Raw genomic sequence first — 25,916 nt, forward strand, 5'->3', positions numbered from 1 at the left:
CCGTGGCTCGTGGCCTCGCAGACAAGGGGGCTGTCGCGGTTGTCACCGTTCCTCCGCCGGATCGCGGGGGTTGACGTAAGGCTCAACCCCTTCACTGGCCCAAACGTCAACGGCCGCGTTCTGTTACACCCCAACGGCTGCGCCCCCGAGCCGGGTGAGCTCGAGGGCGCAGCGGAGGGCGGGTCGGTCGGCTACAGAATGGCCTTCCAAGGCCCGCGGCTCAGGGTGGTCGTGCCGTCGGGGTCGATGGTGACCCGGGCGCCGTAGACAGGCAGGGCGCCCTCCCTGTTGAGACGGTTACGGATCCGCTCAAGGTCCGACCACAGCCGTCGGGGGCCGCTCTGGTGTACGGCTGGTGGTTCGAGGAACCCGGACGCCGTGGTACGGCCCATGAGCCGTCGGGATGCAGCAGCCACACCGTGCGGGTGTCGCCGTGCTGCTTCGGCCGGTACTCGATGCCCGGGAGCTGTAGCTCGAGCATCGACATCACGTCCCACGCATCCGGCGGGTACAGTGCGGGTACCGGCTGGTCAGAGTCTCCTCTCCGTCGTCTTGTGCGGCTCCCTTCCACGCCTGGTCTTCTTGGTGTTCGAAGTCGTCGCCGTGGCGGGTGCGCATGAAGCCGGCGCGGTCCCACTCGATTTGCCCCACCCCGCCGCCGTCCGCGGTCTTGTCCGCGGTGAGGATCAGGCCGGTGCCGGCGATCGTCGTCACGAACCGTCCGCCCGTGTCTTCCTGCCAGCAGGCGTTCAACGAGCTTGCCACGACGCACCGGGGCCGCTCCACAGGGGAGATCCTGCCCCCGCTGCGCCGCGCTGCCGACCGCGCCCTGCTCGAATTCGCCCAGGCCGACCTGCTGGAAGAGGCATCCGCGATCAGCACGGGACACCCGTATGAACTCAGCCCGACGCGCTGCGGCGGCTGGTGTCCGAGGAAGCGCTGCGCGGGTGCCTCGGCGCTGCCGCACTCGGCCACGCACCGCCGCGCTGAGCCTGCCCCAGGTGCTCGACCGCTGGGAGGAGCTGTTCGCCGAGATCGACCGGTGAACCGTCAGGCCGAGCCGGTTCGCCGGTCGGCCAACAGGAGGACGAGGCCGAGGGTCCCGGCCAGAGCGGGCCAGTACACGTAGCGGTAGTCGGTGGTGGGCACAATGGGCAGGTAGCCGACGACGTACAGCGCCGCGCTGATCCCGAGCACCCGCACGGGTGCGGCGAACACGCCCCTGCCGGGACGCAGCGCCAGCACGATGGCCACGGCCAGCCAGAACCACCCGGCGAACAGCGGCGGCACGAGCCGGTGGACGGTGGTGACGTAGTACTGCAGCTTGGTCTCCAGCCGTGGATGTGCCACCTCCATGCCCAGATCGTTGCTGAGGATGCCGTCCTGGTACTGATAGGTGGTGTGGAAGAGCAGATTGGAGAACAGCTCAAGCCGGTATGCGAGGTAGCCGGGCACGTGCTCGACCATCTCGCGCCCCCACAGGGCGTTGAGTTCCTCGGCGTCGCCGGCCAGTCCGTCGGGTGCGCGCTGGTAGCACCTCCAGTACGCGTCCGAGACGGCGTCGATCCGCTCGCACTCCCGCGCCGCGGCCGAGAGCCGGTCGCGCAGTTCCGGGGAGACCTCGGCAGCTCGCAGTTCGTCAGCGCTCAGGACGTGCACTAGGTCGTCGAGCGCGATCTGCGACACCTGTCTGGTCTCCACGGGCCGGGCGAGGAGGGAGATGGCGAGTGTGGGTACGACGAGCGCCGCCACGAGTGCCGCCGATGCCTGGACCCACACACGCCGCCCCTCGCCGCGGCGGACGGCGAGGACGAGCAGCACGAAGAGCGGAACGGCGGCGAAGACCGCGTTCTTGCGCACCAGCACGGCGTAGGCGACGCACAACAGGCCGAGGACGAACAGGACGCGTCGCTGGATGACCTGCTCCGGCCGCAGCCGCCGCGCGGCGAGGGCCACGGCGGTGGCGGCGAGCAGCGCGGCCGCCATGTGCACGTCCTTCCACACCACGCCGACGAACGTCAAGACGTGGGGGGCCAGTCCGATCGCCATGACCGTCAGCGACCGCAGCCTGTCGGCGGTGTAGTGCCACACGCACCAGGCGATCAGCCACAGCGACGCCCAGATGACGAGGGACTGGAGCACCGCCATGGCGGCCGGGGTGCCGCTCACGGCGATCAGCGCCCGCCACGCCAGGCTCAGCACCGGCGGGTGCCAGTCGGCCAGCGGTCTCCTGCCCAGAGCCTGGCTGAGCTGGGAGACGCTGTCCGGGCTGAGGAATCCGGGATGGAAGACGAACGCGGTAGCCACGCAGCACAAGGCGGCGATCGCCCCCATCATCCACGTCCAGTGCCGCACACCCCAAGTACGCCAGTTTTGCGCCATATGCCCAGATACTAGCAGCGACCCCGGGGAGGCCCTGGTCGCACGCTGAAGGCCGACGCGGGTCAGGGCGGCACGAAGACCAGCCACTGGTAGGCCAGGAACCGGAGCAGCGGGGCCACCGCCGCGCTGGAGGAGGCGGCCCGGGAAGCGCTCGGCACGCCACCGCCCCCGCGACATCGACGAAGCCCTGCCCGCCCACGCCGAGCGCGCGGACGGCAGACGCTCTTCTGACGACTCAGAAGCCGAACGCCAAGGGGGTACCCGCAAAAACCAGGACTTCAACCAAATCGACATCTGACTAAGACCGTGTCTTACGTGGTGAGTTTGAGTCGTCGTTTATATCAGGTGAGCGCTGCGGCGAGGCCAAGAAAGCCCAGGTAGTTTCGGGGTTGGCGCTCGTACCGGGGCGAGAGTCGGCGGTATCCGGACAGCCAGGACATCGTCCGTTCGATCACCCATCTTTGGCGTCCTAACCGCCGGCTGGACTCGATGCCTTTGCGCGCGATGCGAGGTGTGATCCGCTGCCGGCGGAGCCATCTGCGCAGCTCAGGCTGGTCGTAGGCCTTGTCTGCGTGGAGCTTGCCAGGGTGCCAATACCGGCTGCGATACGGGTCGTGTTTCGATTGGAGAGCGGCGATCATGGGCTTCAGCCCGTGGATGTCGTGCGCGTTACCCGCCGAGACGCCAACGACGAGGGGCAGTCCGGCCGCATCGGACAGGACGTGCATTTTCGAGCCCGGCTTCGCCCGGTCCACGGGACTCGGACCTGTAATTTCGCCCCTTTTTTAGCCCTGACGTGCGCGGAGTCGAGTACCACTCGGGACAGGTCCAACAGCTCCTCGTCGGCGAGTTGATCGAGGACGGTCTGGTGGAGACGGCCCCACACTCCTGCCCGCGACCAGATCGCGAACCGGCGGTGCACCGTCGCCGTTGACGCCCCAAAACAGGGTGGCAATGCCCGCCAGGCACACGTGGCCGACAGCTCCCTCATGGCCGTGGAACGCTCCGGCGAATGGCGCGCGCAATGGCTGGTCACGTTCGAAGACCCCACGGGCGAGACGTTCCTGACGGTGACCTACGTCGACGCTGCCACGGGGAAGGCAGAGAACCGCTAACCAGCGGAGACGCACTGCACCACGTGCAGGGCCTCCCCCACCCGGCCTGCGGAGATACGCGGGAATATCAGCCGGGTGGGGCATCGTCCAGCGGTCAGTAGTTCGGGTTTCCGGGCGGACACTGGGGCCCGCCACTATCGCCCCCGTCCGGAAGGCCGGGGATGGCCAGGCCGAGGAGATCGAACACCGCATCGACGATGTGAAAGCCGAGGCCTAGGATCGGCAGTCTGCCATCGGTGGGCGGCGGTGGGCAGATCTCCGGAGGACAATCAGGCGCGCCGGCAGCAGCCCAGCAGACCAGCACCACCACCCACCCCTACTCCTGCTCCAATGCGGGCGGCGGTCCCGGCCACACCGTCAACTGCTCCGGTCTGGTCACGGTGAACAACGTGCTCAACGGCACCACCGTGAACATCAAAGACATCAACGTCCTGACCGGCACGCAGATCAACGACCTCCAGGTGGCCCTGGCCAACGTCGCCGACAACAACGTCAATGCCCCCGTCGCCCTCCAGCTCCTGCCCCTGGAGACCGCCGCGATCACCACGTACCTGACGATGTTCGGCATCACCGTCCTGCCTGTGAACGTCGGCATCTGCGCGGGCAGCATCTGCGCCTGACCCGGTCCCGGCATCCCGGCGGGGCGGGCCCCCTCTGCCTGCCCCGCCGGGCCGAAGCTGGCACGTCTGCGGCCCGTCACGGCTAAATGCGGGCCCCAGCACGTCCATCGAATCCCACGGCTCTTGGTGCGGCGAGGCCTGACCCAGGAGACGGGCGCGGGAGCCAGGCTCTCCTACACGCGCTACCAGACGGACCATGGCCCAGCACGCCAACGGCGCCTGCCCCCGACCTCCGGGTGGGCGCCGTCGCTGTGCCGTCACTGCGTACGCGGCCGGGCCTAGTGAGCAGGCTGGGCAGGTTGGTAGTAGCTGGCTCGCAGTGTGGCCAGCAGGGGCGTGGCTGGTTGGAGTTGCAGGCCGGCCGTGGGAGGCACTTCGCCTGGGTCGACGTCGATGTGGAAGCGCTGGGCCAGTGTCGCGAGTACCAAGGCTGCCTCGACCAGGGCGAACCGGGCGCCGAGGCAGCTGCGCTGGCCGCCCCCGAACGGGAACCAGGCGTGTGGGGGCACTGCCTCTTGGGCGTCCGCGTCCCAGCGTTCGGGTCGGAAGGCTATGGGGTCGGGGAACCAGCGGGGGTCTCGGTGGGTGACCCACTGGCTGCACCAGACCATGGTCCCGGCCGGAACCGGGCTGCCTGCGAGGACAGCGCCGTCCTGCGCCACTCTGGGAGGGATCATCCACCCGGGCGGGTAGAGCCGCAACGCTTCCTTGACGATCTGCTGGGTCCAGGCCAGCTGCTCATAGTCGTCGATGGTCGGGGGCCGCCCGGCCAGGACGCGATCGAGCTCCGCGGTGAGCCGCTCCCGGGCGTGCGGGGATGTCGACAGGAGATACCAGGACCACGTCAACGCGGTGGACGTGGTCTCGTGGCCGCCGAACCACAGGGTCACCGCTTCGTCCCGCACCTCCCCGGGGGTGAGCGGCCGGCCTTCCTCGTCCCGGGCCGCGAGCAGTCTGCTCAGCAAGTCCTCACCTTCGCTGCCCAGGCCCTTCGCTGCTTGTCGAGCGCCGATGAGTCGGTCGATCTCGGTGTCGACCGTCGCGACGGCGTGAAGCAGGCGCCGCCGGGCGGGGGTGCGCGCCCAAGACGGCAGGAAGAGCCCGATGCCCCGCAGCTCGGCGCCGATCTCCCGTCCGGCCACCGTCATCGCGGCGCCGAGCGCGCGGGCCTGGTCCCCGACGTCGTTGCCGAACAGGGTACGGACCACGATCCGCTGCGTGAGCAGTGTCATCTCCCGCAGCACATCGATCCGGCTCCCGTCGTCCCAGCGGTCCGCGAGCGCCACCGCGGAGTCGACCATGGTCGACGCGTAGCCGCGTACTTGGCGAGGGCGGACGGTCGGCTGGACGAGGGATCGCTTGCGCCGCCAGTCGGCACCCTGACTGCGGATGACACTGTCGCCGACCAACCGACCGAAACCCCAGCCGATATCCGGGGTCCTATAGCGTCTTTCGTCGGCCCCGAGCAGCTGTGCGATGTGCTCGGGGTGCGAGAGGGAGATGATCCGCATCGGGCCGAGCGACCAGGTCACCACGTCCCCGAAGTCGTCGCGCAGGCGCCCCAGGAACGCCAGCGGGTCCCGGCCGAAAGCGGGCAGGTTTCCGAGCAACGGCAGCCCACGCGGGCCGGCAACAGGAAGAAACGGCACAGTGAGCACTCCCAGCCAACGAGCCGCCTTCCGAACGGTTGCGACCAGGGGCAGCAGCGCTGCGGCTGAGCACGGCTCCGGCGGCCTTCACGGTTCCCGGGCGATATCAGCCCAGTTCCGCTGAAGACGCGCTTTGCCGCCAACGATTGCAAAGCCGAGTCGCCTGCTCTCCCCGGGGGCGGGTCAGGGCCGCCGGGATGACGGGACGCCGGGGGCCCCGTCAAGCGACTGCGCCAGCCGTTTGTTGTGCAGGTAGCGGCCGAGTGCCATGAGAGGGAAGACCTGGCGGTAGAGGTGATAGTTCATTGAGCAGTCCCCGGGAAAGCCGGTGCCCGTGAATTGCGGCTCGTCCCACGTGCCGTCTTCGCGCTGCGCCCCAGCGAGCCAGCCGATTCCCCGCTCGACACTCTCGCTCGCCCCCTCGCCGGCCGCCAGGAGAGCGAGCAGCGCCCACGCAGTCTGCGAAGCCGTGGATGTGCCCTGCCCGGCCCCTTGGTCGTCGCGGTAGGAGCGCGGGTCTTCGCCCCAGCCTCCGTCGTCGTTCTGCACGGACGACAGCCAGGTAACGGCGCGGCGGATCGCGGGGTGCGCCGGGGGCAGCCCGGCAGCCGTCAGCGCGGGGACCACCGAGCCGGTTCCGTAGATGTAGTTGACGCCCCAGCGTCCGAACCAGGCTCCGGACGCCTCCTGCTCTGCCAGGAGCCATGCGACGCCGCGCCGGGTGCGCGGGTCAGCGCCCTTGCCCTCGAGGGCGAGCATTTCCACGATGTGGGCGGTGACGTCGGCGGACGGCGGGTCGGTGACCTCCCCGAAGTCGCAGAACGGCAGCCGGCCGACGATCGAGCTGGTGTTGTCGGCGTCGAAGGCTCCCCAGCCACCGTTCTTGGACTGCATGCCCAGGCTCCAGCGCACGCCACGCGCGATCGCCGTATCGACCTGTACCGGTTCGGGGTGCTGGACGCGGCGCAGCGCGAGGACGACCTCGGCGGTGTCGTCGAGGTCCGGGTTGTTGTCATTGTGGAACTGAAAGGCCCAGCCGCCGGGGCCGAGGCCCGGCCTGCGGACGGCCCAGTCGCCGGGCTGGCGGTGCTGCTTTTCCAGCATCCAGTCAGCGGCTTTGACCAGGGCCGGATGGTCCGGGCGCACGCCCGCATCGGCGAGAGCGCTGACAGCCAGACTCGTGTCCCACACGGGCGACTGACTGACTTCGATCATGCGGGAGCCGTCCTCGCGCCAGACGGCAAAGGCGTCCAGCGATGCCAGACCCGCGCGCATGACCGGATGCTCCAGCTTGTAGCCGAGCAGGTGCAGGGCCATCAAGGAGTACGTGGCATCCACCTGGATGCCACCCCAGCAGCCGTCGCTCTCCTGCCGTTCGATGATCCAGAGCGCCGCCCTGTTCATGGCGGCCTGGCGTACCCGGCGCGGCGCCACCTTGTGATACGCGTGCAGCACCCTGTCCAGGCGCAGGAAGAACCTGTCCCAACCTCTCACCACAGCCCCCTCCCTGACGGGACCAGGCACGCCCACCTCGGTATGCAGCTCGTCAAGCCGGAACGGTGCGGGCCGTACGGGGCGCAAGGCGGAGACGACAGCCAGCGGCACAATGGCCTGCCTGGCCCAGCATGCGAAACGGTAGATGCTGAACGGAAACCACCTGGGCATGAAGATCAGCTCGGGTGGCAGCGCCGGCAGGTCCTCCCACTTCCACCAGCCGAACAGCGCGAGCCAGATGTGAGTGAAGACCCGGCTGGCAGCAATGCCCCCGTGCACCCGGATCCACGCCGCCGCTGTGGCCATGTGCGGCTCATCGGGAGCATCTCCGGCGAGCCGCAGGGCAACGTACGCCTCGATGGTGGTGGAAAGGTCGCCCGGCCCTTCGTGAAAGGCGGACCAGGTGCCGTCCTCGCGCTGCTCGCCGCGGATGAACAGGCGAGCGGCACGGGTGGTCTGTTCGTCCTGGATCCCGAGGAACTGCCGGAGCAGCAGGTCTTCGGCGTCGCTCGTCACACTGCACTCGAGGTCGCCCTTCCACCAGCCCTCAGCATTCTGGCGGGACAGCAGGTGCTGCACGGCCAGCGCGGTCGCGCGCTCAGCCAGTCGACTCGCTGTCCGCCGGCGGGCGGGGGCATCGTTCCTAGTGTCCGCCTTGTGCAGAGTGCGGTGGGACAAGCGCATCAGGTAGGGGCCTTACGTCGGGGCACACCAGGAGCGGCTGCTCCTGGTGCTTCACCGCTCCAACGACGTGAGGCAGATCCCAGCGGCGCCACAAATGATCGTTACTCCGAACGTGTTCTCCATGACGGTGGTAGGCCCGGCGTCCGCCACCGGACACGACTTCGGCTACTTCGCCGAACGGGGGAAACCAGCAGTGGGCGTGGACCCGCAGCCGCAGATGCTCACTCAGAGATTCGGCGATGGCCCACGGCGTTCACGGGGCCGTGTCAGTGGAGTGGACAGCGAGGGAGGCAAGGCACGGCTGGGTCCGCTTACGGGTTGAGATACAACGTGGCGACGCATGTCGCTGCCCCTAGCACCGCACCCACGAGGACTTGGTCCAGCGTGTGGACGCGTAGATGCAGGCGGGACCAGCCGATCGCTGCGACGAGAAGGTACAGCAGGGCCGAGCCGGCGCCCAGATGGAGGGTAAGGAGAGTGACGCTGGCGGCTGCCGCGCTGGTGTGCAGGGAGACATTGCTCGCCCACGTGCTTGCGAGCAGGAGGGCTGCCAGCAGCGGGGCCGTGCTTCCCAGGGCTAGCAGTGGAGCGGGCGCCCCCAAGCGCCTGCAGATCAGCCATACGACTGCTGCGGCGAGGACGCTCGCAGCCAGGAGCATCAGCCGGTGTCTGCGCCGACAAGGAACGGGGGCGGGCCACCATCCCAGGCGGACCCCGGCACAGGCCAGGGCCGCACACAGCAGTGCCCAGGAGCTGCTGCCCCATAACCCCCACAGAAGACCGTCGTAGTGGGGCCAGGTGGTATGCCAGCTGACTGCGCTTCCAGCAATGACGGGCATGACGGGAGGAGCGAAGTACAGGCTCAGATGCTGCGCCAGTCTCGTTCGGCCGGATCCTACGTTGATCATTGTCACGGCAGGTAAACGACACGTTCCTTGCGAAGTTCACTGTTTAAACCGCGCCGCCCCCGTCGGCCGTGGTGAGCCTGCTCGACGGCACCCAGGGGGCCTGCCGTGTTGCAGGGTGCACGATTGCCCGCCTCCCGGGTGTGTCCCCGTGTCTGGGCAGATGCCGATCAGCCGTGTCTGCGTGCGGTCTGCTCCCGTTGTGCAGGCGGACGTTGATTGTGCGGTAGGTGGTGGGGGATGGAACGACATGGCACCAGACAGGCGGCTGCACATCGGGGCGGTGCACAAGGCGTACGGCCGACGGGCGGTGCTGCGCGGCGCTGACCTGACGGTGTCGGCTGGCATGCTCGCCGGCGTAGTGGGCGAAAATGGCTCGGGCAAGAGCACGCTGCTGCGTATCGCGGTGGGACAGCTGATGCCGGACTGCGGCTCCGTGCAGCGGTTCAGTGCGCTGGGGTACTGCCCGCAACAGGCGGTGGTCAATGACACGCTCACGGTGGCTCAGCATCTGCGACTGTTCCAGGTTGCCTACCGGCTGCCCCGGTTGGATCACGCTTGGGAGTTGATGGACCTGCTCGGATTCGGCGGCGAGCGGCGCACCCGGGCGGGGGAGCTCAGTGGCGGCACCCGGCAGAAACTCAACCTGACCTTGGCGCTCATGCACGATCCGCCGTTGCTGGTGCTCGATGAGCCGTACCAGGGCTTCGACTGGGACACGCATCAGCGATTCTGGCAGTTGGCAGGGCGGTTGCGCAGGCAAGGGCGCTCGGTGGTGGTGGTTTCCCATCTGCTGCACGACCTGCAGCACTTCGACACCGTCCACCATCTGCGCGACGGCCGCCTGCACGAGGAGGGAGTGCCGCGATGAGGCATCAGTGGACGGCATTCACGGTGGCCTTCGGCTTCACGCTGACCGGTCACCTGCGCAACCGCCTTGCGATGGCCATGATTGCCTTCTTTATCCCGACTTGGATCTACCTGGTCCGTGCCACCGCTCTAAACAAGAACATCACCTTCAACAGCAGCGCACTGGGCATCGACGTGGTCGCGTCGATGAACCGCACCATCCAGGTCTCCAGCTCCCTGCACGCAGTCGCGGTGATCGCCGGTTTCATGATGTTTATGGCTACCTTCAGCGCCCGGGACATGGACCTGCGCCTGGTACTGGCGGGTTACCCCCGGTTGCAGCTGCTGGCCGCCAAACTTGGCGCCCTCCTCGTCGTCACTGCGCTGCTCACCTGTTACACCCTCGGCCTGCTGCGGCTGTCCTGGCCACTGGCCCAACCTGGGGCAGTGGCCGCCGCCCTGGCAGCAGCCATCCTGGCCTACGGAGGACTGGGCATCATGGCCGGCTACCTGCTGCGTAGCGAACTGGAAGGATTCTTCGTCGTGGTGATGGCCACGCTGATCGATGTCGCCATGCAAAGCCCTGTTTCGAACCCTGCTGGTGACCAGGCATTTCTGAGTGCCCTGCCGCTGTACGGACCCGCGCAGGCGGCCCTGGCCGCCTCCTTCACCCACGCGGCCTCCTTCACTTGCGCGGCCCGGGCTCTGTACTGGTTCGCGGCCACCAGCCTTCTGGCCCTGCTCATCTTCTGCCTACGCACCCGCCACTACGGCCAGTTCATCACGGCCTCGTCGTCAGTTGACCTGTGCCTGCGACGCCAGGCGTGTGCCTGCGGTGATGGGATACGGCAGTGCTGACCTTCCTGGGCGGTGGCGGCGCTGGCGGGCGGAAGATGAGGTTCCCCCGAGATGCGAGGAGAGTTGACAGCGGGTCAGATGGGACTCATGAGAGGAACATCGACCATGGTTGCCCCCCAGAAAGTACTCGCTCGAGTTGCGTGACCGTGCGGTGCGGATGTACCGCACCTCCGATCCGAAGCCGCAGATCAAGAAACTGGCCGTCGACCTCGGCGTGCATCCGGAGGCCCTGCGCGGCTGGATCCGCCAGGCCGAGGCCGATGCCGGCGAGCGCGATGATCGGCTGACCACCGACGAACGCGCCGAGCTCGCGGCGCTGCGCAAGGAGAACACCCAGCTCAAGCGGGCGAACGAGGCCCTGCGGACGGCCTCGGCTTTTTTCGCGGCCCAGCTCGACCCGACCCGGGGTTGAGCCCGTACTGCGGGAACTGTCCGTCCCTTCCTCGACGTACTACCGCTGGCGCCGTGCCGAGCGCGAGCCGTGCGAACGCGTGCACCGGGACGGGAAATCACCGAGCAGATCAAGGAGATCCACGCCGACTCGGGCGGGATCTACCACTCGCCGCGCGTGCATGCCGTGCTCAAGCGCGAGGGCGTCCATGTGGGCCGCAAACGGGTCGAGCGCCTGATGCGCGAGGCCGACCTCGCGGGGATCAGCCCGCGTCGCAAGGGCTTCACGCGCCGGGACCCCGAGGCCACTCTGGCCCCGGACCTGGTCCAGCGCGACTTCACCGCGCGTGCGCCGAACCGGCTGTTGGTCACCGATCTGACGATGATCGCGACCGGCGAGGGCCGTTGTGGCTGTCCGCGATCCGGGACACGTTCTCCCGCCGGGTGGTGGCCTGGGAGACCTCCGCCCGCGCGGACGCCGACCTGGTCCTGTCACCCTTGAGTACGCCCTCGCTTCCCGCGAGGTCGAGCCCGGACAGCTCATTCATCACGCGGATCACGGCTGTCAATACACGTCGATTAAGCTCACAACTCGCCTGCTGTGAGCGGGAGTTCAGGCTTCCATTGGCTCGGTCGGAGACTCGTACGATAACGCCCTCGCGGAGAATCTATGGATGCTCACCAAGACGGAGTGCATCCGCGGCCGCGTTTTCCCCACCCGGGCCGAGGCGAACCTGGCACCGTTCGAGTACATCGATGGATTCTATAACTCCCGGCGCATCCAAAAACGGCTCGGCTACCTCAGCCCGATTGAGTTCGAGGAGAAGCGCTACGCCGGCCAGGCAACGGCCGAACGAACCTGAAACCCCGTCAACCCGTCCTGACCAGCTGATCAGCACCTCCCGCACGCCGGGGGAACCTCAGGATGCGCGGTTAAGGCCGTGTCGGGAGTTCCTCTTTCTCGTCGATTGCTGCCCCTGACTGGGGATCGTCAGGCAGCTAGTCTTCTGAGTCAGGAATTCTGTTCAGATATGAGGCGAGGCGTTCGAGGATCTCGTCCGCGGTCTTCGTCCAGACATAGGGCCGCGGATCGGTGTTCCAGGCAGCGATCCAGTTGCGGATGTCCTTCTCAAGAGCCTGGACGGACTTGTGGACGCCTCGCCGTATCTGCTTGTTGGTGAGTTCGGCGAACCATCGCTCGACGAGGTTCAGCCAGGACGACCCGGTCGGTGTGAAGTGCAGGTGGAAGCGCGAATGGGCAAGCAGCCACTTTTTGATGGCAGGTGTCTTGTGGGTGGCGTATTTGTCGCAGATCAGGTGGACATCCAGACCGTCCGGTACCTCTTTGTCGAGCTTGATCAGGAACTTCTTGAACTCCTCGGCCCGATGCCGACGGTGCAGGGAGCCGGTCACTTTGCCGGTGGCGACCTCGAGAGCGGTAAACAGGGTGGTGGTGCCGGCGCGGACGTAGTCATGGGTGGCCCGTTCCGGGACTCCGGGCATCATCGGCAGCTTGGGCTGGGACCGGTCCAGAGCCTGGATCTGTGACTTCTCATCGACGCAGAAGACCAAGGCGCGTTCGGGCGGGTCCAGGTAGAGGCCCACGACATCGTGGACCTTGTCGACGAAGTACGGGTCAGTGGACAGCTTGAATGTCTCTGAGCGGTGCGGTTGCAGGCCAAATGCCCGCCAGATCCGTGACACCGACGACTGTGAAAGACCCATCTCGTTTGACATCGACCGTGTCGACCAGTGCGTCGCGTTCTTCGGAGTGGATTCCAGCGTCTTGGTAACCACTGCGGCCACCTGCTCGTCCGTCACCGTCCTGGGGCCACCCGAACGCGGCATGTCACCCAGCCCAGCGATCCGGTACTGAACGAACCGGGCCCGCCAACGGCCCACCGCCTGAGGCGTGGAACCGAGTTGAGCAGCCACGTCCTTGTTCGACGCACCATCAGCGCAGGCCAGGATGATCCGACACCGCAAGGCCCACGCCTGCGGTGTGGAACGACTCCGCACCCATCCCTCAAGTGCGGCCCGCTCTTCATCCGACAGTGTCAACTCGGCCTTCGGCCGCCCCGTCCGCGCCATGGAGCAAGCCTACACATCTGAACGGAATTCCCGACTCAGAAGATTAGTCTCCTCCGGCGGAATCTGTCCGTACCGATCGCGCCACGCCACGGTATCCATGCCCATCGCGGCGGCCATGAGGACGCCGGTGACCATCGGCACCTGGGCAGGGTCGGCCATCTCGAAGGTGGGGAGCCTGCAGATCACGGCGGGGATCAGATCGCTGAGCGGATCAAGTCGATCCTCGCCACCGGGTTGTTCGGCGATCAGGTATCCGGTCAGCACACCCACCAGAAATACCGTGCCCCGGGAAAACTCCTCACGCCCGTAGACGTCCATCGCGGCCTGACCCGCTGCTGCGCCTCCTGGCGCTCCTTGGCGGAAGCCCGCTTGTCCAGAACTCGGTATGAGTCCCACGCCGCACGGATCGCCTCATCCACGACTACGCCTTCATTGGTCATGGAGCGACCATAGGCGAGCAAACGCGCGGATTCGGATCCCGTTCGAGGACATCGCCGGCCTTGCGGCTGCTGCTGTGGCGTCGACCTGAGTCGCTTCCCCGGCCGCCGCCCCGAGCCGGTGCAACACGCATCCCTGGCAAGCAGTTCACCGCGTGTCGCGAGGGCGGTCGGCGCCGAGCTGGGGTCTGGCGTCGGCCCCGGTGTGGTCAGGCCGGGCATCTTGGGCGGTGTCTGCGGCCTGTCGGCGGGCGTCCATCGGGTCGGGGGCAAGCACAAGGGAAGCCTGGGCAAGCCGCCCCGAACGGCGGCTTGCCCAGCCCGGCCGGGCCGCGTTGAGGTGGTGCCCGCCCTGCCGGACGTTCCGGTCGGGCCGGCGGAGGAGGACCCAGCGGAGAGCTTCAGGACGGGGGAGACGGTCGTACGCCGCAACGTACACCGCTGCGGCCGGGTATGGAGCGAGCAGGTGTTAAGGATCATCGCCGACATCGGCGAGGCGCTGGTGACCCGCGTGCGCGCCCGGGGCGGAGGCCAGCTGGCCCGCCCTGTACGCCAAGGCCCGCGCCGACGGAAACCGGTCGGTGCGCACCGAGGCGTTCGACGCGACGGCGACCGGCCAGTGGGAGCTCGCCGCCGGGGTGTGACAGGAGACCGACCTGCTCCTGTGGAAGCCGCGCACGGCCTGTTTCAGCATCCATGCATTCTTCACCGCGGCCGGACTGAGGACTGGTACGTCAACTTCGAGCACTCCACCCGCCGCACCGAGATGGGGTTCGACACCCTCGACCCGACCGTCGACCGCGTCATCGACCCGGACCTAGGCGTGGATGTGGAAGGACGAAGACGAGTACGCCCACGTCCGGCGCCTGAGCATCGTGACCAACATCGAGCACCAGGCGGTGAACCTCGCCCGCACCCAGGTGCTCGCGATGCTCGAGGAACGTGCCGGGCCGTTTGGGACTCGACGAGCTCACGACCGGGGCCCAGACGGTGCAGTGCGTCGGGCGGACTGGACATCGAAGACGGTTACGAGGTCCTGCTGACGCAGTTCCTTTTCGAGACGTCCACGCCCGAGCTCTTCGAGCCGGTGGCGACTGAGCTCTGCCATCGAGGCTGAGCGGAATTCGATCATCACGTGCGACACCGCCAGCAGCCGGACGATAAGCGACAAGCTGAAGTGAGAGTCAGCAGCGCCGCACCGGCGGGCGTTGCGTTCTGCGGAGTGTGGTCCTGATCCAGGGTGGTCTTCTGCGGGTGCGGTGGGCTGTCCGGCCAGTCTGGCAGCGGGCACTGACAGGCCGCGGATGCCAGCCGGCCCGGACGGCCCAACGGCTAGCAGGTTTGGGCGGTCCCTTCATCGCCGCTGAAGAAGGCGAGGACGGAACTCCACAGCTGCACAGCCAGCGTGCAAACGTCACGCAGGTTCCTGTAGGCCGCTTGGGCGTCCCGGCCCGTCCTGGCCGCCCCACGCAGTGTCTTTGACACCTTGTCGTTGAACTGGGCAAGACGCTCAAGAAAGTCAAGGCATGAGGACACCAGGGAGGGGCGGGGGGTTTTGCGCTGGGCCACGGTCGGCTCCTCGTTCGGGGCGGGATGTTCTGCGGTCAGTGTTGCAGCGGACACTGACAAGCTGGGGCGAAACGTGATTCTGCCCCGGGCCAGGGCCGATCCGGAGCACAGAACTGCCTCTGGGTGCTATGAGCTCAGTGTGTGCGCCGCAGGTTCTCCTGCCCAGTCAGCAGGCTGAGCACGGCGTGCTCCCTGTGGTGGTCGTGGCCACCGCTGGGCGAGGTCCCGGTCCTTGAACTTGGCGTACCCGGCCGCCGCGTCGGAGTTCAGCTCGGTGGTGTCCCAGCCGCAGGCCTGGGCGGCGAATTGGGTGCCGATCTCGACGAACGCCGGTCCCTGGAATGAGCTGACGTGCGGATCGTTCGTGTCCAGGCCGGTTTTGGACAGGTCCGACATCAGGGCGTTCGTCGCGGCCCGCATGGCGAAGTACGCGCTGATCGTGTTGGCGACCCCCGCGCATCGCGCCCAGGACCTGCTGCCGGTAATTCGGCAGGGACAGACACACCAGGAATGAGAAGTCGATCTCCGTTCCGTCGGGGCGCAGTCCCCAGCAGCATGCACCAGCGCGGCGCCGACGAACTGCCCGTCGGTGTCGTTTGTGTGTGCCGCGAGCAGATCGCGCAGCTCCGGGCCGGCGGCCAGGGGGCGACGAGTCCGAGCCGATGGGTGTCTGGCAAGGTGGCGGCGATACGCGGGTCACCCTCAAGACGCTTGGCCCGCTCCCGTTCCTCGGTCGTAGAAGGTCGCTCCAGTACTACGGTCTGGGCACGGTTCAACAGTGCTTCGACCAGGGGCAGGAAGAGCGAGGAGTGTCACCGTCGACCCTCTAATGTCCGACCCCGCGAGTGCGGCGGAGTGCGTCTTCCTCGCCGGTCGTTGTCTGTGTCGAAGGCCGTCATGATCGCGCCATTCAGTAATTGCCGACTTCCCCAACCGCTTCGGAATCGATAGATGTTGTCGCCGACCAGGTGCCCCTCGCCGGGGCACCGTCTGATTCCCAGGGGGGCACACATGGCTAGACCGTTACGGCACCGGGGCATAGGCATCAGAGGGCTGGCACTGTTGACAGTTGCAGCTCTCACGCCGGTGGCGGCACCGACCTCAGTAGCAGCGGAATCGGCACCGCAGCTGCGCGCGGAAACCTTTATGCAGATACCAGGTGCACCCGTTCCCACGCTGAGGGAACTGCAGACACCGCAGGCGCGCAGCGCCCTAGCACGCGAAAGTCACCTGGTGGATGACGTCCGGACAGCGTTGGAGACGGTGGGACCGGCGGCGTCATTCGCGCCTAGGGCCAGCGCGGCAGCCAGTACAGCGGCATCCTATGGACAGCCGCCGGCAGCGCCGATGGCTGTCACCTACCCAGCGCCCTCCCGCACCATGTCGCTGGATGAGTGCAAGCGAAAGATGGGCGGCGACGCCAAGATCTACATCAAGTCCCGGTTCGCGGTATGCACCGGCCTGAGGATAACCACGCTATGGCAGCGCCAAAGCGGTGCCATCGGCACGAGTACCTTCACGGTATATGTACGGGGCACGGTGCCCAAGGAAGCCGACCGCACCATGCACTTCGACTACGACGTGGTCGACTTCACCCAAGTCGGCACGACCGGTGTCGCCGCCGGCTACAAGATCCGCATCAAACCCCAGATTCCGCAGGACTGGCCCGCCGCGGCCAGACCGACCCAGAGCGGCAACCTGCCCGTCACCAAGACCTGGCAAGAGCTGCGCCTCATGAGCCCTGCGCACTTCAACAACAAGGTGCGCTACGCCCCGGGACAGGGCACCGGAGCAGGTGCGGCCGATGTCGTCTTCGCTGTGTACCAGCCGGAGATCACCACGACACTCCCGCCAGGATGGGTGGGGGAGAGCCCCAAGACGGGCAAGCCGTTCATGATGGCGCCCCGCTGGGACGCCGCGAAGTACCTGAACAACTCCACCGGTGGCGGCAGCGCCGCAAACAAGGGCAGCGCCGCGTTCAGCTACCTCGCGACACTGAACTACAGCTCCAAGCAGGGAGCCGTGGAGCGCGGCGTGGCCCTGCACATCAAGAAGGCCTATGCGAGTCCAGGTGCCACCAAGCCACCGAACGCCCTGAAGAAGATCCCCGGACAGAACGCGAAAACACCTTTGCATCGCCTGTACTTGGATGAAAGGCGACGCAAGGACAACCGCGCCCGTGCCGTCACGAACTGCCGGCGACACTTCGGCCCGAGCTACACCGACGGCGGCAAGCAGTGCGACGAGTTCCCCTTCGCTACCACGTACGAAGGGTGCGCACAGGCTGAGTACGACCCGCACGTTGAGAAGAACAACTTCTCCGTTCTGCCGGTGAACAGTGCCGAGAACCGGGATGCGGGCATTCTGTTGTCGCAGTTCTATACGAAGAACCGTCTCCTCGACGGCATGGACGACGGCTTCATCGTCAAAATCAGTTGAAAGCCCTGCGGGGCGGGAGCGGCTTTGCTCCTGCCCCGCCCTTCACGCGTCGACAGGCCAGAACTGCGCCAGATACCGCTCGACCCCATCGGGTACCGACTCCTCTGCCAGGCGCCGAACTTCCTCCCGGCCCACGCAATAGATCCGTACCTGCCACTCCCTGCCCGCCTCGGGGAGGCGCACGGACTCGGTCATGGGACCGGCTCCTGCCCAGAGCGCCAACTCCCCGGACGCGCTGTGAATCCGGGCCTGCCCCTGCGCCTCCCACGCCTCGCTTCCTTTTGCGGAAGGGGGCTCCGCGTTCCACACCTCGACGGTCATGGCGGCGGTGTGAGTGTGCCCCCCGCTTTCGACATCGATGCGGCCAGGGTGGGCCGTCAAGAACGCTTCCGGAACACGTCCCTCCGGATAGCCGACCGGCACGAATCGATCGTCCACCTCCTGAAACCCGAACCCGAAGAAGTCAACCTCGATATCGAGCTCCTGCTGCTGCATCAGTTCTGCCACGTGAACTCCTTCAAACGAGCCGCCGCGCTGCCTCGCGCGAGATCGTATCGGCCTGGACCGAAGCAATCCGGCGGCCGCGAACCACCCCCGCACGGTTCCGGCCATGTCCACTGGGGGAGATGGCGGCAGACTCAACTGCCAGTTCGGCCGCTACCCGCTCGCATACCCAGGCTTCCACGTTCTGCCTGCATGGCTCGCGCTCACTTGGTGGGGCCCGTGGGCTGAAGCATGCTTGCCGACTTCTCCGCGCGGCCGACCTGGAGCCCGCTGAGCGTGCCGCGCTCGACCAGGGGATGACCGTACGGCGTGGCCAGGGGTACCCCCCGCGCGTCGGTGCCGTCCCCGCCGTGCACCGCCAGCGCCTCGCCCGCTGCCATCCGCTCGACGGCGCCCAGGGCGTCCCGGCGGTCCCGGCCCAGCGCAAAGCCCGCCGCGAGTAACCGGGTCAGCACGCTCGTGCCACCCGGACCATAATCGTTTCCGCTGATGACCGCTGTTCCCCCATGTTCCCCGAGGCCGTAGGCGCCCGACTCGGTGGAGCCTCTTCGGGTGACTCTGTGGCGCGTGTTGGTGTCTTAGGCCCGTAGCGCCGCCAAGGTGGCTGCATGGACCTCGAAGTGGACACTGACGATCTCCCTGCCCCGCGACGTGCCGTGCCCGAGGGCGTGCGGCTTGCGCGGTGGCTCACGGCCAGCGTCGGAAATCTCCAGATGCGGCGAGCGACAGTCGTACTCGGCTTTTACCGGGACGGGTACTGGCTCCGTCGGTTCGTTCACGACCCTGCCTTCAGCGGCAGCATCGAGCAGCCGATCGACCCCCAGGTGTGGCAGCTCGTCAACGGCCGGCACAGCGTGCCCGCCTCCCCGGTCCGCGCCGAGGACTCAGCATCAGTCAACTGGGACCGGGTCGTAGCCCTCCTCGGCTCACCGGACGCCCTCGACGATGGCGACCTGGAGCCCGGTGCCATGGGGCCGCACCTCGCCGCACTGGAGATCGCCGCGTCCCTGGCCGTCGGCCACCCAGTCGACCTGTGCCGGGCCGCCCGGGTACTGCCCGCAGCGGACTGGCGGGACCTGTTCAGTCGCATCGTGAGCGCCGCTGACTACGTGTAACGACAGCCGGGCGCAGGGCCCGATTGGTTGGGACCGCGCGAGAGGAACAGAGGGGCGACAGTCTGACCAAATCGTTCGGGGATTAGGGCATCAGGTGGCTACCTGATCGGCATGCCAGACAACGACATCTTCATCCCCCACCAAGGCCCCAAGCGCCAGGCCGACTGCCCGCACTGCTCGAACCGGGTCGCGATGTCCCTGCGAAACCTCCGCTGGATCGATCCCGAGATCAAAACCCCGGGGGACACGCAAAGGCCAGGCCAACATGTGGAGGAGCAGGTCTGGTCGTGCGACTTCTGCGACAAGGCGGTGGTCGAGCTGTACTCGGTCGACCGCCTCCCCATGGAGAACATCAAGCACGTCGCCGGTACGCAGAAACACACGCTCATCTCCCGGGTATGGCCGGCGCAGGAGCCGCGTCCACTCTCGCAGGACGCCCCGGACAAGGTCCGGGGCCTCTTCTTGGAGGCCGGGCGAGCCGAGGAGGTGGCGGCCTTCCGGCTCGCTGAGGTCGGTTACCGGTCCATAGCCGAGGAGATCTGCAAGGAGCGCGGAGCCCAGGGGAAGAACCTGCACGCGATGATCGGGGATCGACCGTACCCGCGGCCTGACCACCACACCAAAGGTGTCCGTCAATGCGGAGCAAGCTCAGTACCTGCTCGCCGCGCCTGTGAACCCGATGATCGCTTCGCCAAGGATCTCCTCGTGCCCGAGGGCCGTTCCACGCATCGGCTCAGGGCTAAGACTGGTGCGCTCGGCGCGCTCAACGGCATCTGCGGCCCGCAGTAACCCCTGCGCGTGGCCGCTGATCTCATCGGTGATCTCCACACGCTTCGGTGGGCCCTCCAGAGCCACTACCGCCGCGGCCTCCTCGATCCGGTCACCCTCCGCGCTGAGCAGCAGCACGAGTTCCCGGGCGCTCTGCGTCGGAGGCGGTAGTTGGGGTATCGACATGTTCCCCGGCCAGGTGAGGATGATCTGTACCGCCGAACGCCGAAAGGTCCGCGCCGTTGCCACGCCATGCGCATACACATCACCCTGGGCGTCCCGGCGAACGGAGTTGACGCTGCCGCGGCCTTGCGCCCTTCCCGCTCCGTAAGCGGCCAGGTCCCCAGAACAGCGACGGGTGTCGGGATGAGCGCGGCTACGACTGCGGAGCCCATGACCTGATCATGCCGAGTCCCCACCAGGTTGGCAGCCGATCCCAAGGGCCTGCCCAGAGGTAGGGGGAGGCACCACAGTCCGGCGGCGGCGGCCCCGCAGTGCGAGCGGGGCCGCCCGGGCCCTCGGGTCTCAGTCCTCGAACAGTTTGGTTAGTCCCGAGGACCTCAGTCAGTGGTGACGACCTGCATCGGGGTCGGTTGCCACTGGCGCGTTCCTCCGTACACCAGGCGCGGTGGCAGACCGAGGCCCGCCACCGCCGGTCGACGGGCCTCTTGGTTGGGTACCTTTCTCAGCCGACCTTGTCGAGCAGCAACTTCGCGGCCACCGCCGCGCCGGTGGTGCGGATCATGCCGGCCACGGCGGCTGCCCGAGCTCGGGTCTCGGGAGCCAGGGCGACACCGAGCGCGGCCGACAGGGACTCGAAGGTCGGGTTCGCTCCGTCGTGTGCCGCGCCGATGCCGAGGTCGGCCACGCGGGCGGCCCAGTACGGCTGGTCCGCCAGCTGAGGTACGACAACCTGGGGCGCACCGGCCCGCGCGGCCGAGGTCGTGGTGCCCGCGCCGCCGTGGTGGACGACGGCGGCGACACGCGGGAACAGGGCGTGGTGGTTGACCTCGCCGACGGCGAAGCAGTCGTCCTGGTCGTCGGCCACGGCTAGGTCGGCCCAGCCGCGGGAGAGGAGCACCCGGCGGCCCTGCGCCCGGACTGCCTCGACGGCCGCCCGGGCCACGTCGTCTGCATCTCGTATGGGAATGCTGCCGAACCCCACGTACACCGGCGGTTCGCCGGCGTGGAGGAACGCCTCTACGTCGGCCGGCAGCGGGCGGGTGTCCGTCCGGAACCACGCGCCGGTCTGCACCACGTCGAGGTCCGCCGGCTCCTGCCACGGGCTGAGGACCGGGTCGGTGGCCAGCCAAGGGTGATCGGTGAGGACGTAGTTGCGAAAGTGGCCCACCGGCGGCAGGCCGATGGACGCCCGGTGGGTGTTGAGACCGGTCCCGAACAGCACGTTCATGGTCTCGGTGTCCAGGTCCCACAGCATTCGGTTGTCGGTCACGCCGGGCGGGAACGGCCGGCCCGGCCGTTCGAACGGCGGATGGTGTGGCGAGGGCAGGTAGGCGGGGAAGTAGGCAACGAACACGTAAGGGATGCCCAGGTGCTCGGCTGCCGTCCTCGCGCCGGCTGCGGCCGGGAGCAGACCGGTCGCCAGGATCACGTCGCATCCCTCGGCAGCCGTGACGACCGCCTCGTACGTCGTGGCGGTCATCGCGGCCGCACGTGCGGGCAGCCCTTCCGCGGAAGCCTTCGTCTTCCCGGTGAGCACCCCCTTCACGAACGGGCGCACCGGCTCGCCGATCGGCACCAGCGGGAGGCCGACAGAGTCGAACAGCTCCGCGAAGTCAGGAGGCGTGCACATTCGCACGTCCACTCCCAGGTCCCGCAGCTGCACCGCGACCGCCACCAGCGGTTCGACGTCTCCGCGCGACCCATAAGCCATCAACAGCACGCGCATGTAGTAAGTCTCATTTCGTAGGATCTTAGGCTCGGCCTGTCAGGGCCCCGGTCTTGCTGTAAACGGCAGTAGTCAACGTAGGCCAGCTTGCGCAAGTGCTCCTCTCGAAAGGGATGTGAGCACCAAACAGATCGCGCTGATAGGAGAGGGCCTGGCCTCGTTCTGGGTTAGGTGGGCGCTTCTGCAGCACCCCCGGGGTCCCGCCGTAAGCCCCCCTGTGCGCTATATCCTGATCGTGGAAGCGGCTACTCCCGCTTCTTCCCGCTCTGGTCCGCTGATGACGGACAAGCACACGCAAAGCACCGCCGCCCCCGTGCGCCAGCTGGTACCGCTGGCCGAGAGGGATCCTTTCTCACCTGCTTCATAGGCCGAACCTCGGTGAGCAGCACTCAACCTTCACCGCGCCAGCTCACCAGACTGCGTACCGGGTGGCCCGCGCTGCACGGAGCGGGTACCCGAGGGCGTGCTTGATCCGCGGGCTCTCGTCACCTCCGCTCATTTCCGCGCTCCCAGTGCCTCGATGAGCTGGCCGGCCAAGTGCGAGCGCACCGCCAGCGCCTATGGTGGGATCCACCGGACCAGAACTTCAAACGCGGTGCGGTGAGGGATCGGTGCGGGGCTGGCGAGACCTTCGCCCGGCAGCGCTTCGGTGATGTCCGCGAGATGATGCTGATCGACGTTCACCGGCCTTCGCAGCCACGGCTCATGACTCCCTGACATGGCGGAAAAAGGACAGATGACATACGAACAGCTGGTCCGTGCCTGGAGCGAGACCGGACAGGACGACTACGGTCCCTACGACGTCCAGGACCAGGTCGTCCTGGAGTGCGCACGAGCACTGGCTGACGATCCCGGCGGAGAGCTCGCGTATCAGCGGGTGTTCGGACTTGTGCTGATGCTTCCGTACACCGAACAGGCCGACGGGGACGTGACGCGCGTGGTGGCCGATGCGGCGCAGGCCGTGCGCCGCGAACGCGCGGGGCAGAGCTGCGGGCATGCGGAGCACCCCTTCGACGAGCAGTGGGAGGACCTCGTCGACACGCTCCCGGACGTGCTGCGGATGCTGGCCGACGACAGCATCGAGTGGTGGGAGAACTATCCGCAGGAGCAGTGGCTCTGCCCGCGTACCGTCGACGGGTTCGCTGCCATGGTCCTGGAGGCGCTCGAACCCGGATCGGCCCCCGACGCCCCGCCCCTGCTGCCGTTCGCCGCCCAGCGGCGCCTCGACACGCTCACGGCCGTCCTGGAGGGCTACCCGCAGCCCGGTACGGATGTGGGCGAGGAAGTCGCCGATGTGGGAAAGGCGCTGAGCGGTGCCGAGGGGGAGGACCGGGCGGGCCATGTGATCACGGCCGCGGCGCTGACCTGGTGGGCCGGGACCGCCAACAGCTCTGACGAGGCGCACGATGCCTTGGTGCAGGGTTTCGAGGCGGTACTCGCCGGGCTCGCGGACTCCGTGTGCACCCATGACCAACACCCTGCCCTTCCCCGTTGGGCGACCGCCGCCGTCTGTGTGGGGATTCACTTGAGCAGCGCCGGCGGACGCGGTGTCTACGAGCTGCACGGGCCGTGTCTGAAGAACCCACCGCCGCTCGAGCCGCTGCTGTGCCCGGCGTTCACGGCCTCGCTCGCCCGGGACTCCTTGATCCGACTGCGCGCGATGCGAGCCGAGCCGCAGCCGGGAGGGACGGAGGAAGGGCCCTAGCGGTGGTTTGTTGACGGCGGGTCATGGGTGCAGTAGGCCGGTAGCAGAGGAACGTCGCCTCGCTGCCGGGGGGCTTGTGATGACCCGTCGTGTGCCGTGTCCGCCCGCACCTGGACCGCTGGAAGCCTACGCCGCGCGCTTCGATGACCTGCTCTCCACACTGGCGCAGCGTCGCGGGTTCCGCGAGTACCTGACCGGACTGCTGCTGCCGAGGGACCGCAACAAGACGCTGACGTGCCTCGCAGGCACCGAGCCGGTGGTCGGCGCCCAGCACCCGGCGGTGCAGCGGCTGCAGTTCTTCTTGTCCGAATCGACCTGGGACCACGAGCAGGTCAACGCTCGTCGGGTCGAGATGCTGTTGGCCGATCCGGCGACCGCCCCGCACCCGGGCGGCGTGCTGGTGATCGACGACTCCGGCGACCGCAAGGACGGCAGCGCGACCGCGCACGTCGGCAAGCAGTACCTGGGCTCGGTCGGGAAGATCGACCGCGGCGTCGTCACGGTGACCACCTGCTGGGCGGACGAGCGCGTCTACTACCCGCTGCACGCTGTGCCCTGTACCCCCGCTCACCACTTCCCGAAAGGCAAGAGCGACCCCGCTTTCCGCACGAAGCTGCAGATCGGAGCCGAACTGGCCCGGCAGGCCCTGGCCGCGGGGGTGTCCTTGCGGGCGGTGGCCGCCGACTGCGCCTACGGCGACCATGGCAGCTTCCGCGGCGAGCTCGCCGCGGTGGGGCTGCCGTTCGTCCTGGCCCTCAAGCCGAGCCACGGCACCTGGGCCTACGGCGACCAGGCGTACACTCCCGTCGATGCCGCCCGCGCCCTGGCCTGGCACGACGCGGACGAGCCGGGCGACTGGAGCGCGGTCACCCGCACCTTCCGCGACGGGCACACCACCACCTGGTGGGCCGCTGACGCGCGACTGGGCTGGTGGGGGCCCGACGAAAATGTTCGCCTGGTCGTGGCCACCACAGACCCGGCCACCCTGCCCGCACAGTCCACCTGGTACCTGGCCACCGACCTGCCCAGGCCCGGCGGATCACGTGCGGCGGACAGCCCGAATCCGTCGGCCGACCTGACCGAGATCGTGCGAATCTACGGTCTCCGGCACTGGATCGAGCAGAGCTACAAACAGGTCAAGGACGAACTCGGCTGGGCCGACTTCCAGGTCCGCTCCGACACCGCCATCCGCCGTCACCAGACCCTCGTCACCTGCGCGTTCTCCTTCTGCTGGGACACCTGGTTCGCTCCACCCCCACACGCCGATGACCAGGAACCGGCCGCCGGCCGGGCAGAGAGGGGGCCATCCGCCGTCCCACCAGCCCCAACCGGCCAGCTGGCCCAAGGCGATCCGGGCCATCCGTGGCTGGCTGACGCCCTGGGCCATGCTGCAACGCTACTGGCGAGCCTGGACAACCAAGCCCCCGCCCACCGAACTCCAGAACCTGATCAACGCGGTCAGCACCGGAAGACCCATCGACCTATACACCCCGGCTAACAAACCACCGCTAGGAGTTGTCGTCAAAGTGTCACGCCCACATCAGGAGCGAGGCGAGTGACGGCTGCCTGGTAGGACTCGGCGGTTTTGTCGTATCGGGTGGCGATGCCTCGCCATTGCTTCAAGCGGTTGAAGCAGCGTTCGACCACGTTGCGCCGCTTGTAGACCTGCCTGTCGAAGGCCGGCGGGCGGCCGCCCTGACTGCCGCGCCGGTGGCGGTTACGGGCTTGGTCGGCGCGTTCGGGGATAGTGTGTCCGATACCGCGCCGCCTGAGCCAGGCTCGGATGTCCTTGGAACTGTAGCCCTTGTCGTCCAGGACGTGATCGGGCCGGACGCGCGGCCGTCCGGGCCCCGGCCGGGGCACCCGTATCGCCTCCATCACGGCGGTGAACTGGGTGCAGTCATTGGTGTTGCCGCCCGTGACCACCAGGGCGAGCGGGCGGCCCAGGCCGTCACAGGTCAGATGAATCTTGCTGGTCAGCCCGCCGCGGGACCGGCCGAGCGCCGGGCTGCGGTGCCTCCTTTTCGGGCGCCGGCCGCGTGTTGGTGGGCGCGGACGATGCTGGAGTCGACCGACACCAGCCAGTCGATGTCCCCGGCCGCGTCCGCCCGGGCCTGCGCGGCCCGCAGCATCCGGTCGAACGTTCCGTCGGCGGCCCAGCGGCGGAACCGGGTGTGCAGGCTGGCCCAGGATCGGTATCGCTCGGGCACATCGCGCCAGGCCACCCCGGCCCGGAACTTCCACACGATCCCGTTGAGCATCGTCCGGTCGTCGAGCCGAGGGCGCCCCAGCGTCCTCCGGGGCAACAATGGCCGCACGAAGTCCCACCCGTCTCCTCCACACCCATTGTCAACGGCGGAATGGAGCCGCCGCGATGACAAGTCCAGAACTTCTGCCTGCCGGCGAGCCTTTGGGGCTTGCTTGAGCCGTGTG

At 67.8% G+C, this 25,916-nt stretch carries 24 protein-coding genes and 3 pseudogenes; 12 read left to right on the forward strand and 15 right to left on the reverse strand.

The features are described 5' to 3' along the window. Positions 1-191: 191 nt before the first annotated feature. The 4 genes and pseudogenes from ACWIHY_RS28615 to ACWIHY_RS28630 form a co-directional block, all read right to left on the reverse strand. Positions 192-392 (reverse strand): hypothetical protein, encoded by a 201-nt coding sequence (locus tag ACWIHY_RS28615; protein WP_454378670.1) that lies wholly within the window; start codon positions 390-392, stop codon positions 192-194. A gap of 94 nt (positions 393-486) precedes the next feature. Next, positions 487-714: a hypothetical protein gene (locus tag ACWIHY_RS28620; RefSeq protein WP_454378672.1), complete on the reverse strand. Its 228-nt coding sequence runs from the start codon at positions 712-714 to the stop codon at positions 487-489. 336 nt (positions 715-1,050) lie between these two features. Next, positions 1,051-2,382: a hypothetical protein gene (locus ACWIHY_RS28625; RefSeq protein ID WP_454378674.1), complete on the reverse strand. Its 1,332-nt coding sequence runs from the start codon at positions 2,380-2,382 to the stop codon at positions 1,051-1,053. A gap of 341 nt (positions 2,383-2,723) precedes the next feature. Continuing rightward, a pseudogene (locus ACWIHY_RS28630) lies at positions 2,724-3,364 on the reverse strand (IS5 family transposase); the annotation flags it as partial. Here ACWIHY_RS28630 and ACWIHY_RS28635 point away from each other — a divergent pair. Together ACWIHY_RS28635 and ACWIHY_RS28640 are read left to right on the forward strand one after the other, a co-directional pair. Further along, positions 3,354-3,497, forward strand: coding sequence for a hypothetical protein (locus tag ACWIHY_RS28635; RefSeq protein ID WP_454378745.1), 144 nt, complete (start codon positions 3,354-3,356; stop codon positions 3,495-3,497). The pseudogene ACWIHY_RS28630 and the gene ACWIHY_RS28635 sit on opposite strands and share 11 nt — an antisense overlap. Positions 3,498-3,733: 236 nt before the next feature. Then, a complete protein-coding gene (locus ACWIHY_RS28640) occupies positions 3,734-4,117 on the forward strand; it encodes a preprotein translocase subunit TatB (RefSeq protein ID WP_454378675.1) in 384 nt (127 codons plus the stop codon). Between the two features lie 278 nt (positions 4,118-4,395). Here ACWIHY_RS28640 and ACWIHY_RS28645 read toward each other — a convergent pair whose 3' ends face one another. From ACWIHY_RS28645 to ACWIHY_RS28655, 3 genes are all read right to left on the reverse strand, one after another. Continuing rightward, positions 4,396-5,775 carry a cytochrome P450 gene (locus ACWIHY_RS28645; RefSeq protein WP_454378677.1) on the reverse strand — a complete coding sequence of 460 codons (1,380 nt, stop codon included), beginning with the start codon at positions 5,773-5,775 and terminating at the stop codon, positions 4,396-4,398. Between the two features lie 174 nt (positions 5,776-5,949). Beyond that, on the reverse strand, positions 5,950-7,944 hold the full coding sequence (shc, locus tag ACWIHY_RS28650) for a squalene--hopene cyclase (protein WP_454378679.1): 1,995 nt from the start codon (positions 7,942-7,944) through the stop codon (positions 5,950-5,952). Between the two features lie 311 nt (positions 7,945-8,255). Further along, positions 8,256-8,603: a phosphatase PAP2 family protein gene (locus ACWIHY_RS28655; RefSeq protein ID WP_454378681.1), complete on the reverse strand. Its 348-nt coding sequence runs from the start codon at positions 8,601-8,603 to the stop codon at positions 8,256-8,258. Positions 8,604-9,099: 496 nt separating this feature from the next. Between ACWIHY_RS28655 and ACWIHY_RS28660 the strand changes: the two genes are divergently transcribed. From ACWIHY_RS28660 to ACWIHY_RS28680, 5 genes and pseudogenes are all read left to right on the forward strand, one after another. Then, on the forward strand, positions 9,100-9,720 hold the full coding sequence (locus tag ACWIHY_RS28660) for an ATP-binding cassette domain-containing protein (RefSeq protein WP_454378683.1): 621 nt from the start codon (positions 9,100-9,102) through the stop codon (positions 9,718-9,720). Further along, positions 9,717-10,556 carry a hypothetical protein gene (locus tag ACWIHY_RS28665; protein WP_454378684.1) on the forward strand — a complete coding sequence of 280 codons (840 nt, stop codon included), beginning with the start codon at positions 9,717-9,719 and terminating at the stop codon, positions 10,554-10,556. Before ACWIHY_RS28660 ends, ACWIHY_RS28665 begins: the two co-directional genes overlap by 4 nt. Positions 10,557-10,665: 109 nt before the next feature. After that, on the forward strand, positions 10,666-10,968 hold the full coding sequence (locus ACWIHY_RS28670; RefSeq protein ID WP_454378685.1) for a transposase: 303 nt from the start codon (positions 10,666-10,668) through the stop codon (positions 10,966-10,968). Between the two features lie 69 nt (positions 10,969-11,037). Next, the gene (locus ACWIHY_RS28675; protein ID WP_454378686.1) at positions 11,038-11,448 is read left to right on the forward strand and encodes an IS3 family transposase; all 411 of its coding nucleotides are present in this window, start codon (positions 11,038-11,040) and stop codon (positions 11,446-11,448) included. A gap of 118 nt (positions 11,449-11,566) precedes the next feature. After that, positions 11,567-11,809 (forward strand): annotated as a pseudogene (locus ACWIHY_RS28680) (IS3 family transposase); the annotation flags it as partial. A gap of 136 nt (positions 11,810-11,945) precedes the next feature. Here the strand turns inward: ACWIHY_RS28680 and ACWIHY_RS28685 are convergent. The 4 genes from ACWIHY_RS28685 to ACWIHY_RS28700 form a co-directional block, all read right to left on the reverse strand. Further along, positions 11,946-13,037 (reverse strand): IS630 family transposase, encoded by a 1,092-nt coding sequence (locus ACWIHY_RS28685; protein ID WP_454378687.1) that lies wholly within the window; start codon positions 13,035-13,037, stop codon positions 11,946-11,948. Between the two features lie 9 nt (positions 13,038-13,046). After that, positions 13,047-13,355: a hypothetical protein gene (locus ACWIHY_RS28690; RefSeq protein ID WP_454378689.1), complete on the reverse strand. Its 309-nt coding sequence runs from the start codon at positions 13,353-13,355 to the stop codon at positions 13,047-13,049. A 588-nt stretch (positions 13,356-13,943) separates the two neighbouring features. Continuing rightward, entirely contained in the window at positions 13,944-14,168 is a 225-nt protein-coding gene (locus tag ACWIHY_RS28695; protein WP_454378691.1) for a hypothetical protein, read from the reverse strand. Positions 14,169-15,169: 1,001 nt separating this feature from the next. Continuing rightward, positions 15,170-15,439 carry a hypothetical protein gene (locus tag ACWIHY_RS28700; protein WP_454378692.1) on the reverse strand — a complete coding sequence of 90 codons (270 nt, stop codon included), beginning with the start codon at positions 15,437-15,439 and terminating at the stop codon, positions 15,170-15,172. Positions 15,440-16,390: 951 nt separating this feature from the next. On the opposite strand from ACWIHY_RS28700, the gene ACWIHY_RS28705 reads away from it, so the two are divergent. After that, positions 16,391-17,482 (forward strand): NucA/NucB deoxyribonuclease domain-containing protein, encoded by a 1,092-nt coding sequence (locus tag ACWIHY_RS28705; protein ID WP_454378694.1) that lies wholly within the window; start codon positions 16,391-16,393, stop codon positions 17,480-17,482. A 42-nt stretch (positions 17,483-17,524) separates the two neighbouring features. On the opposite strand, the gene ACWIHY_RS28710 is transcribed toward ACWIHY_RS28705, so the two are convergent. Together ACWIHY_RS28710 and ACWIHY_RS28715 are read right to left on the reverse strand one after the other, a co-directional pair. Next, the gene (locus ACWIHY_RS28710; RefSeq protein WP_454378695.1) at positions 17,525-17,989 is read right to left on the reverse strand and encodes a hypothetical protein; all 465 of its coding nucleotides are present in this window, start codon (positions 17,987-17,989) and stop codon (positions 17,525-17,527) included. 200 nt (positions 17,990-18,189) lie between these two features. Then, a complete protein-coding gene (locus ACWIHY_RS28715) occupies positions 18,190-18,441 on the reverse strand; it encodes a hypothetical protein (protein WP_454378696.1) in 252 nt (83 codons plus the stop codon). A 153-nt stretch (positions 18,442-18,594) separates the two neighbouring features. On the opposite strand from ACWIHY_RS28715, the gene ACWIHY_RS28720 reads away from it, so the two are divergent. After that, entirely contained in the window at positions 18,595-19,101 is a 507-nt protein-coding gene (locus ACWIHY_RS28720) for a hypothetical protein (protein ID WP_454378698.1), read from the forward strand. A gap of 111 nt (positions 19,102-19,212) precedes the next feature. Continuing rightward, positions 19,213-19,890, forward strand: a complete 678-nt coding sequence (locus ACWIHY_RS28725) for a hypothetical protein (RefSeq protein ID WP_454378699.1) — start codon at positions 19,213-19,215, stop codon at positions 19,888-19,890. Positions 19,891-20,554: 664 nt separating this feature from the next. Here ACWIHY_RS28725 and ACWIHY_RS28730 read toward each other — a convergent pair. Continuing rightward, positions 20,555-21,778, reverse strand: a complete 1,224-nt coding sequence (locus tag ACWIHY_RS28730; RefSeq protein ID WP_454378700.1) for a glycosyltransferase — start codon at positions 21,776-21,778, stop codon at positions 20,555-20,557. 736 nt (positions 21,779-22,514) lie between these two features. Between ACWIHY_RS28730 and ACWIHY_RS28735 the strand changes: the two genes are divergently transcribed. Next, positions 22,515-23,483 (forward strand): hypothetical protein, encoded by a 969-nt coding sequence (locus ACWIHY_RS28735; protein ID WP_454378701.1) that lies wholly within the window; start codon positions 22,515-22,517, stop codon positions 23,481-23,483. 79 nt (positions 23,484-23,562) lie between these two features. Then, positions 23,563-24,981, forward strand: a complete 1,419-nt coding sequence (locus ACWIHY_RS28740; protein WP_454378703.1) for an IS701 family transposase — start codon at positions 23,563-23,565, stop codon at positions 24,979-24,981. A gap of 34 nt (positions 24,982-25,015) precedes the next feature. On the opposite strand, the pseudogene ACWIHY_RS28745 reads toward ACWIHY_RS28740, so the two are convergent. After that, positions 25,016-25,864 (reverse strand): annotated as a pseudogene (locus ACWIHY_RS28745) (IS5 family transposase); the annotation flags it as partial. Between the last annotated feature and the right edge of the window lie 52 nt (positions 25,865-25,916).

This window comes from Streptomyces sp. NPDC055287 (assembly GCF_053646035.1).

Bases quoted from the DNA above. Each gene is read 5' to 3' on its own strand.
- ACWIHY_RS28615 (WP_454378670.1), bottom strand. From the start codon at position 392: ATGGGCCGTACCACGGCGTCCGGGTTCCTCGAACCACCAGCCGTACAC.
- ACWIHY_RS28625 (WP_454378674.1), bottom strand. From the start codon at position 2,382: ATGGCGCAAAACTGGCGTACTTGGGGTGTGCGGCACTGGACGTGGATG.
- shc (WP_454378679.1), bottom strand. From the start codon at position 7,944: ATGCGCTTGTCCCACCGCACTCTGCACAAGGCGGACACTAGGAACGAT.
- ACWIHY_RS28655 (WP_454378681.1), bottom strand. From the start codon at position 8,603: ATGCTCCTGGCTGCGAGCGTCCTCGCCGCAGCAGTCGTATGGCTGATC.
- ACWIHY_RS28660 (WP_454378683.1), top strand. From the start codon at position 9,100: ATGGCACCAGACAGGCGGCTGCACATCGGGGCGGTGCACAAGGCGTAC.
- ACWIHY_RS28665 (WP_454378684.1), top strand. From the start codon at position 9,717: ATGAGGCATCAGTGGACGGCATTCACGGTGGCCTTCGGCTTCACGCTG.
- ACWIHY_RS28685 (WP_454378687.1), bottom strand. From the start codon at position 13,037: ATGGCGCGGACGGGGCGGCCGAAGGCCGAGTTGACACTGTCGGATGAA.
- ACWIHY_RS28690 (WP_454378689.1), bottom strand. From the start codon at position 13,355: ATGGACGTCTACGGGCGTGAGGAGTTTTCCCGGGGCACGGTATTTCTG.
- ACWIHY_RS28695 (WP_454378691.1), bottom strand. From the start codon at position 14,168: ATGCTGAAACAGGCCGTGCGCGGCTTCCACAGGAGCAGGTCGGTCTCC.
- ACWIHY_RS28700 (WP_454378692.1), bottom strand. From the start codon at position 15,439: ATGTCGGACCTGTCCAAAACCGGCCTGGACACGAACGATCCGCACGTC.
- ACWIHY_RS28705 (WP_454378694.1), top strand. From the start codon at position 16,391: ATGGCTGTCACCTACCCAGCGCCCTCCCGCACCATGTCGCTGGATGAG.
- ACWIHY_RS28720 (WP_454378698.1), top strand. From the start codon at position 18,595: ATGGACCTCGAAGTGGACACTGACGATCTCCCTGCCCCGCGACGTGCC.
- ACWIHY_RS28725 (WP_454378699.1), top strand. From the start codon at position 19,213: ATGCCAGACAACGACATCTTCATCCCCCACCAAGGCCCCAAGCGCCAG.
- ACWIHY_RS28730 (WP_454378700.1), bottom strand. From the start codon at position 21,778: ATGCGCGTGCTGTTGATGGCTTATGGGTCGCGCGGAGACGTCGAACCG.
- ACWIHY_RS28735 (WP_454378701.1), top strand. From the start codon at position 22,515: ATGACATACGAACAGCTGGTCCGTGCCTGGAGCGAGACCGGACAGGAC.
- ACWIHY_RS28740 (WP_454378703.1), top strand. From the start codon at position 23,563: ATGACCCGTCGTGTGCCGTGTCCGCCCGCACCTGGACCGCTGGAAGCC.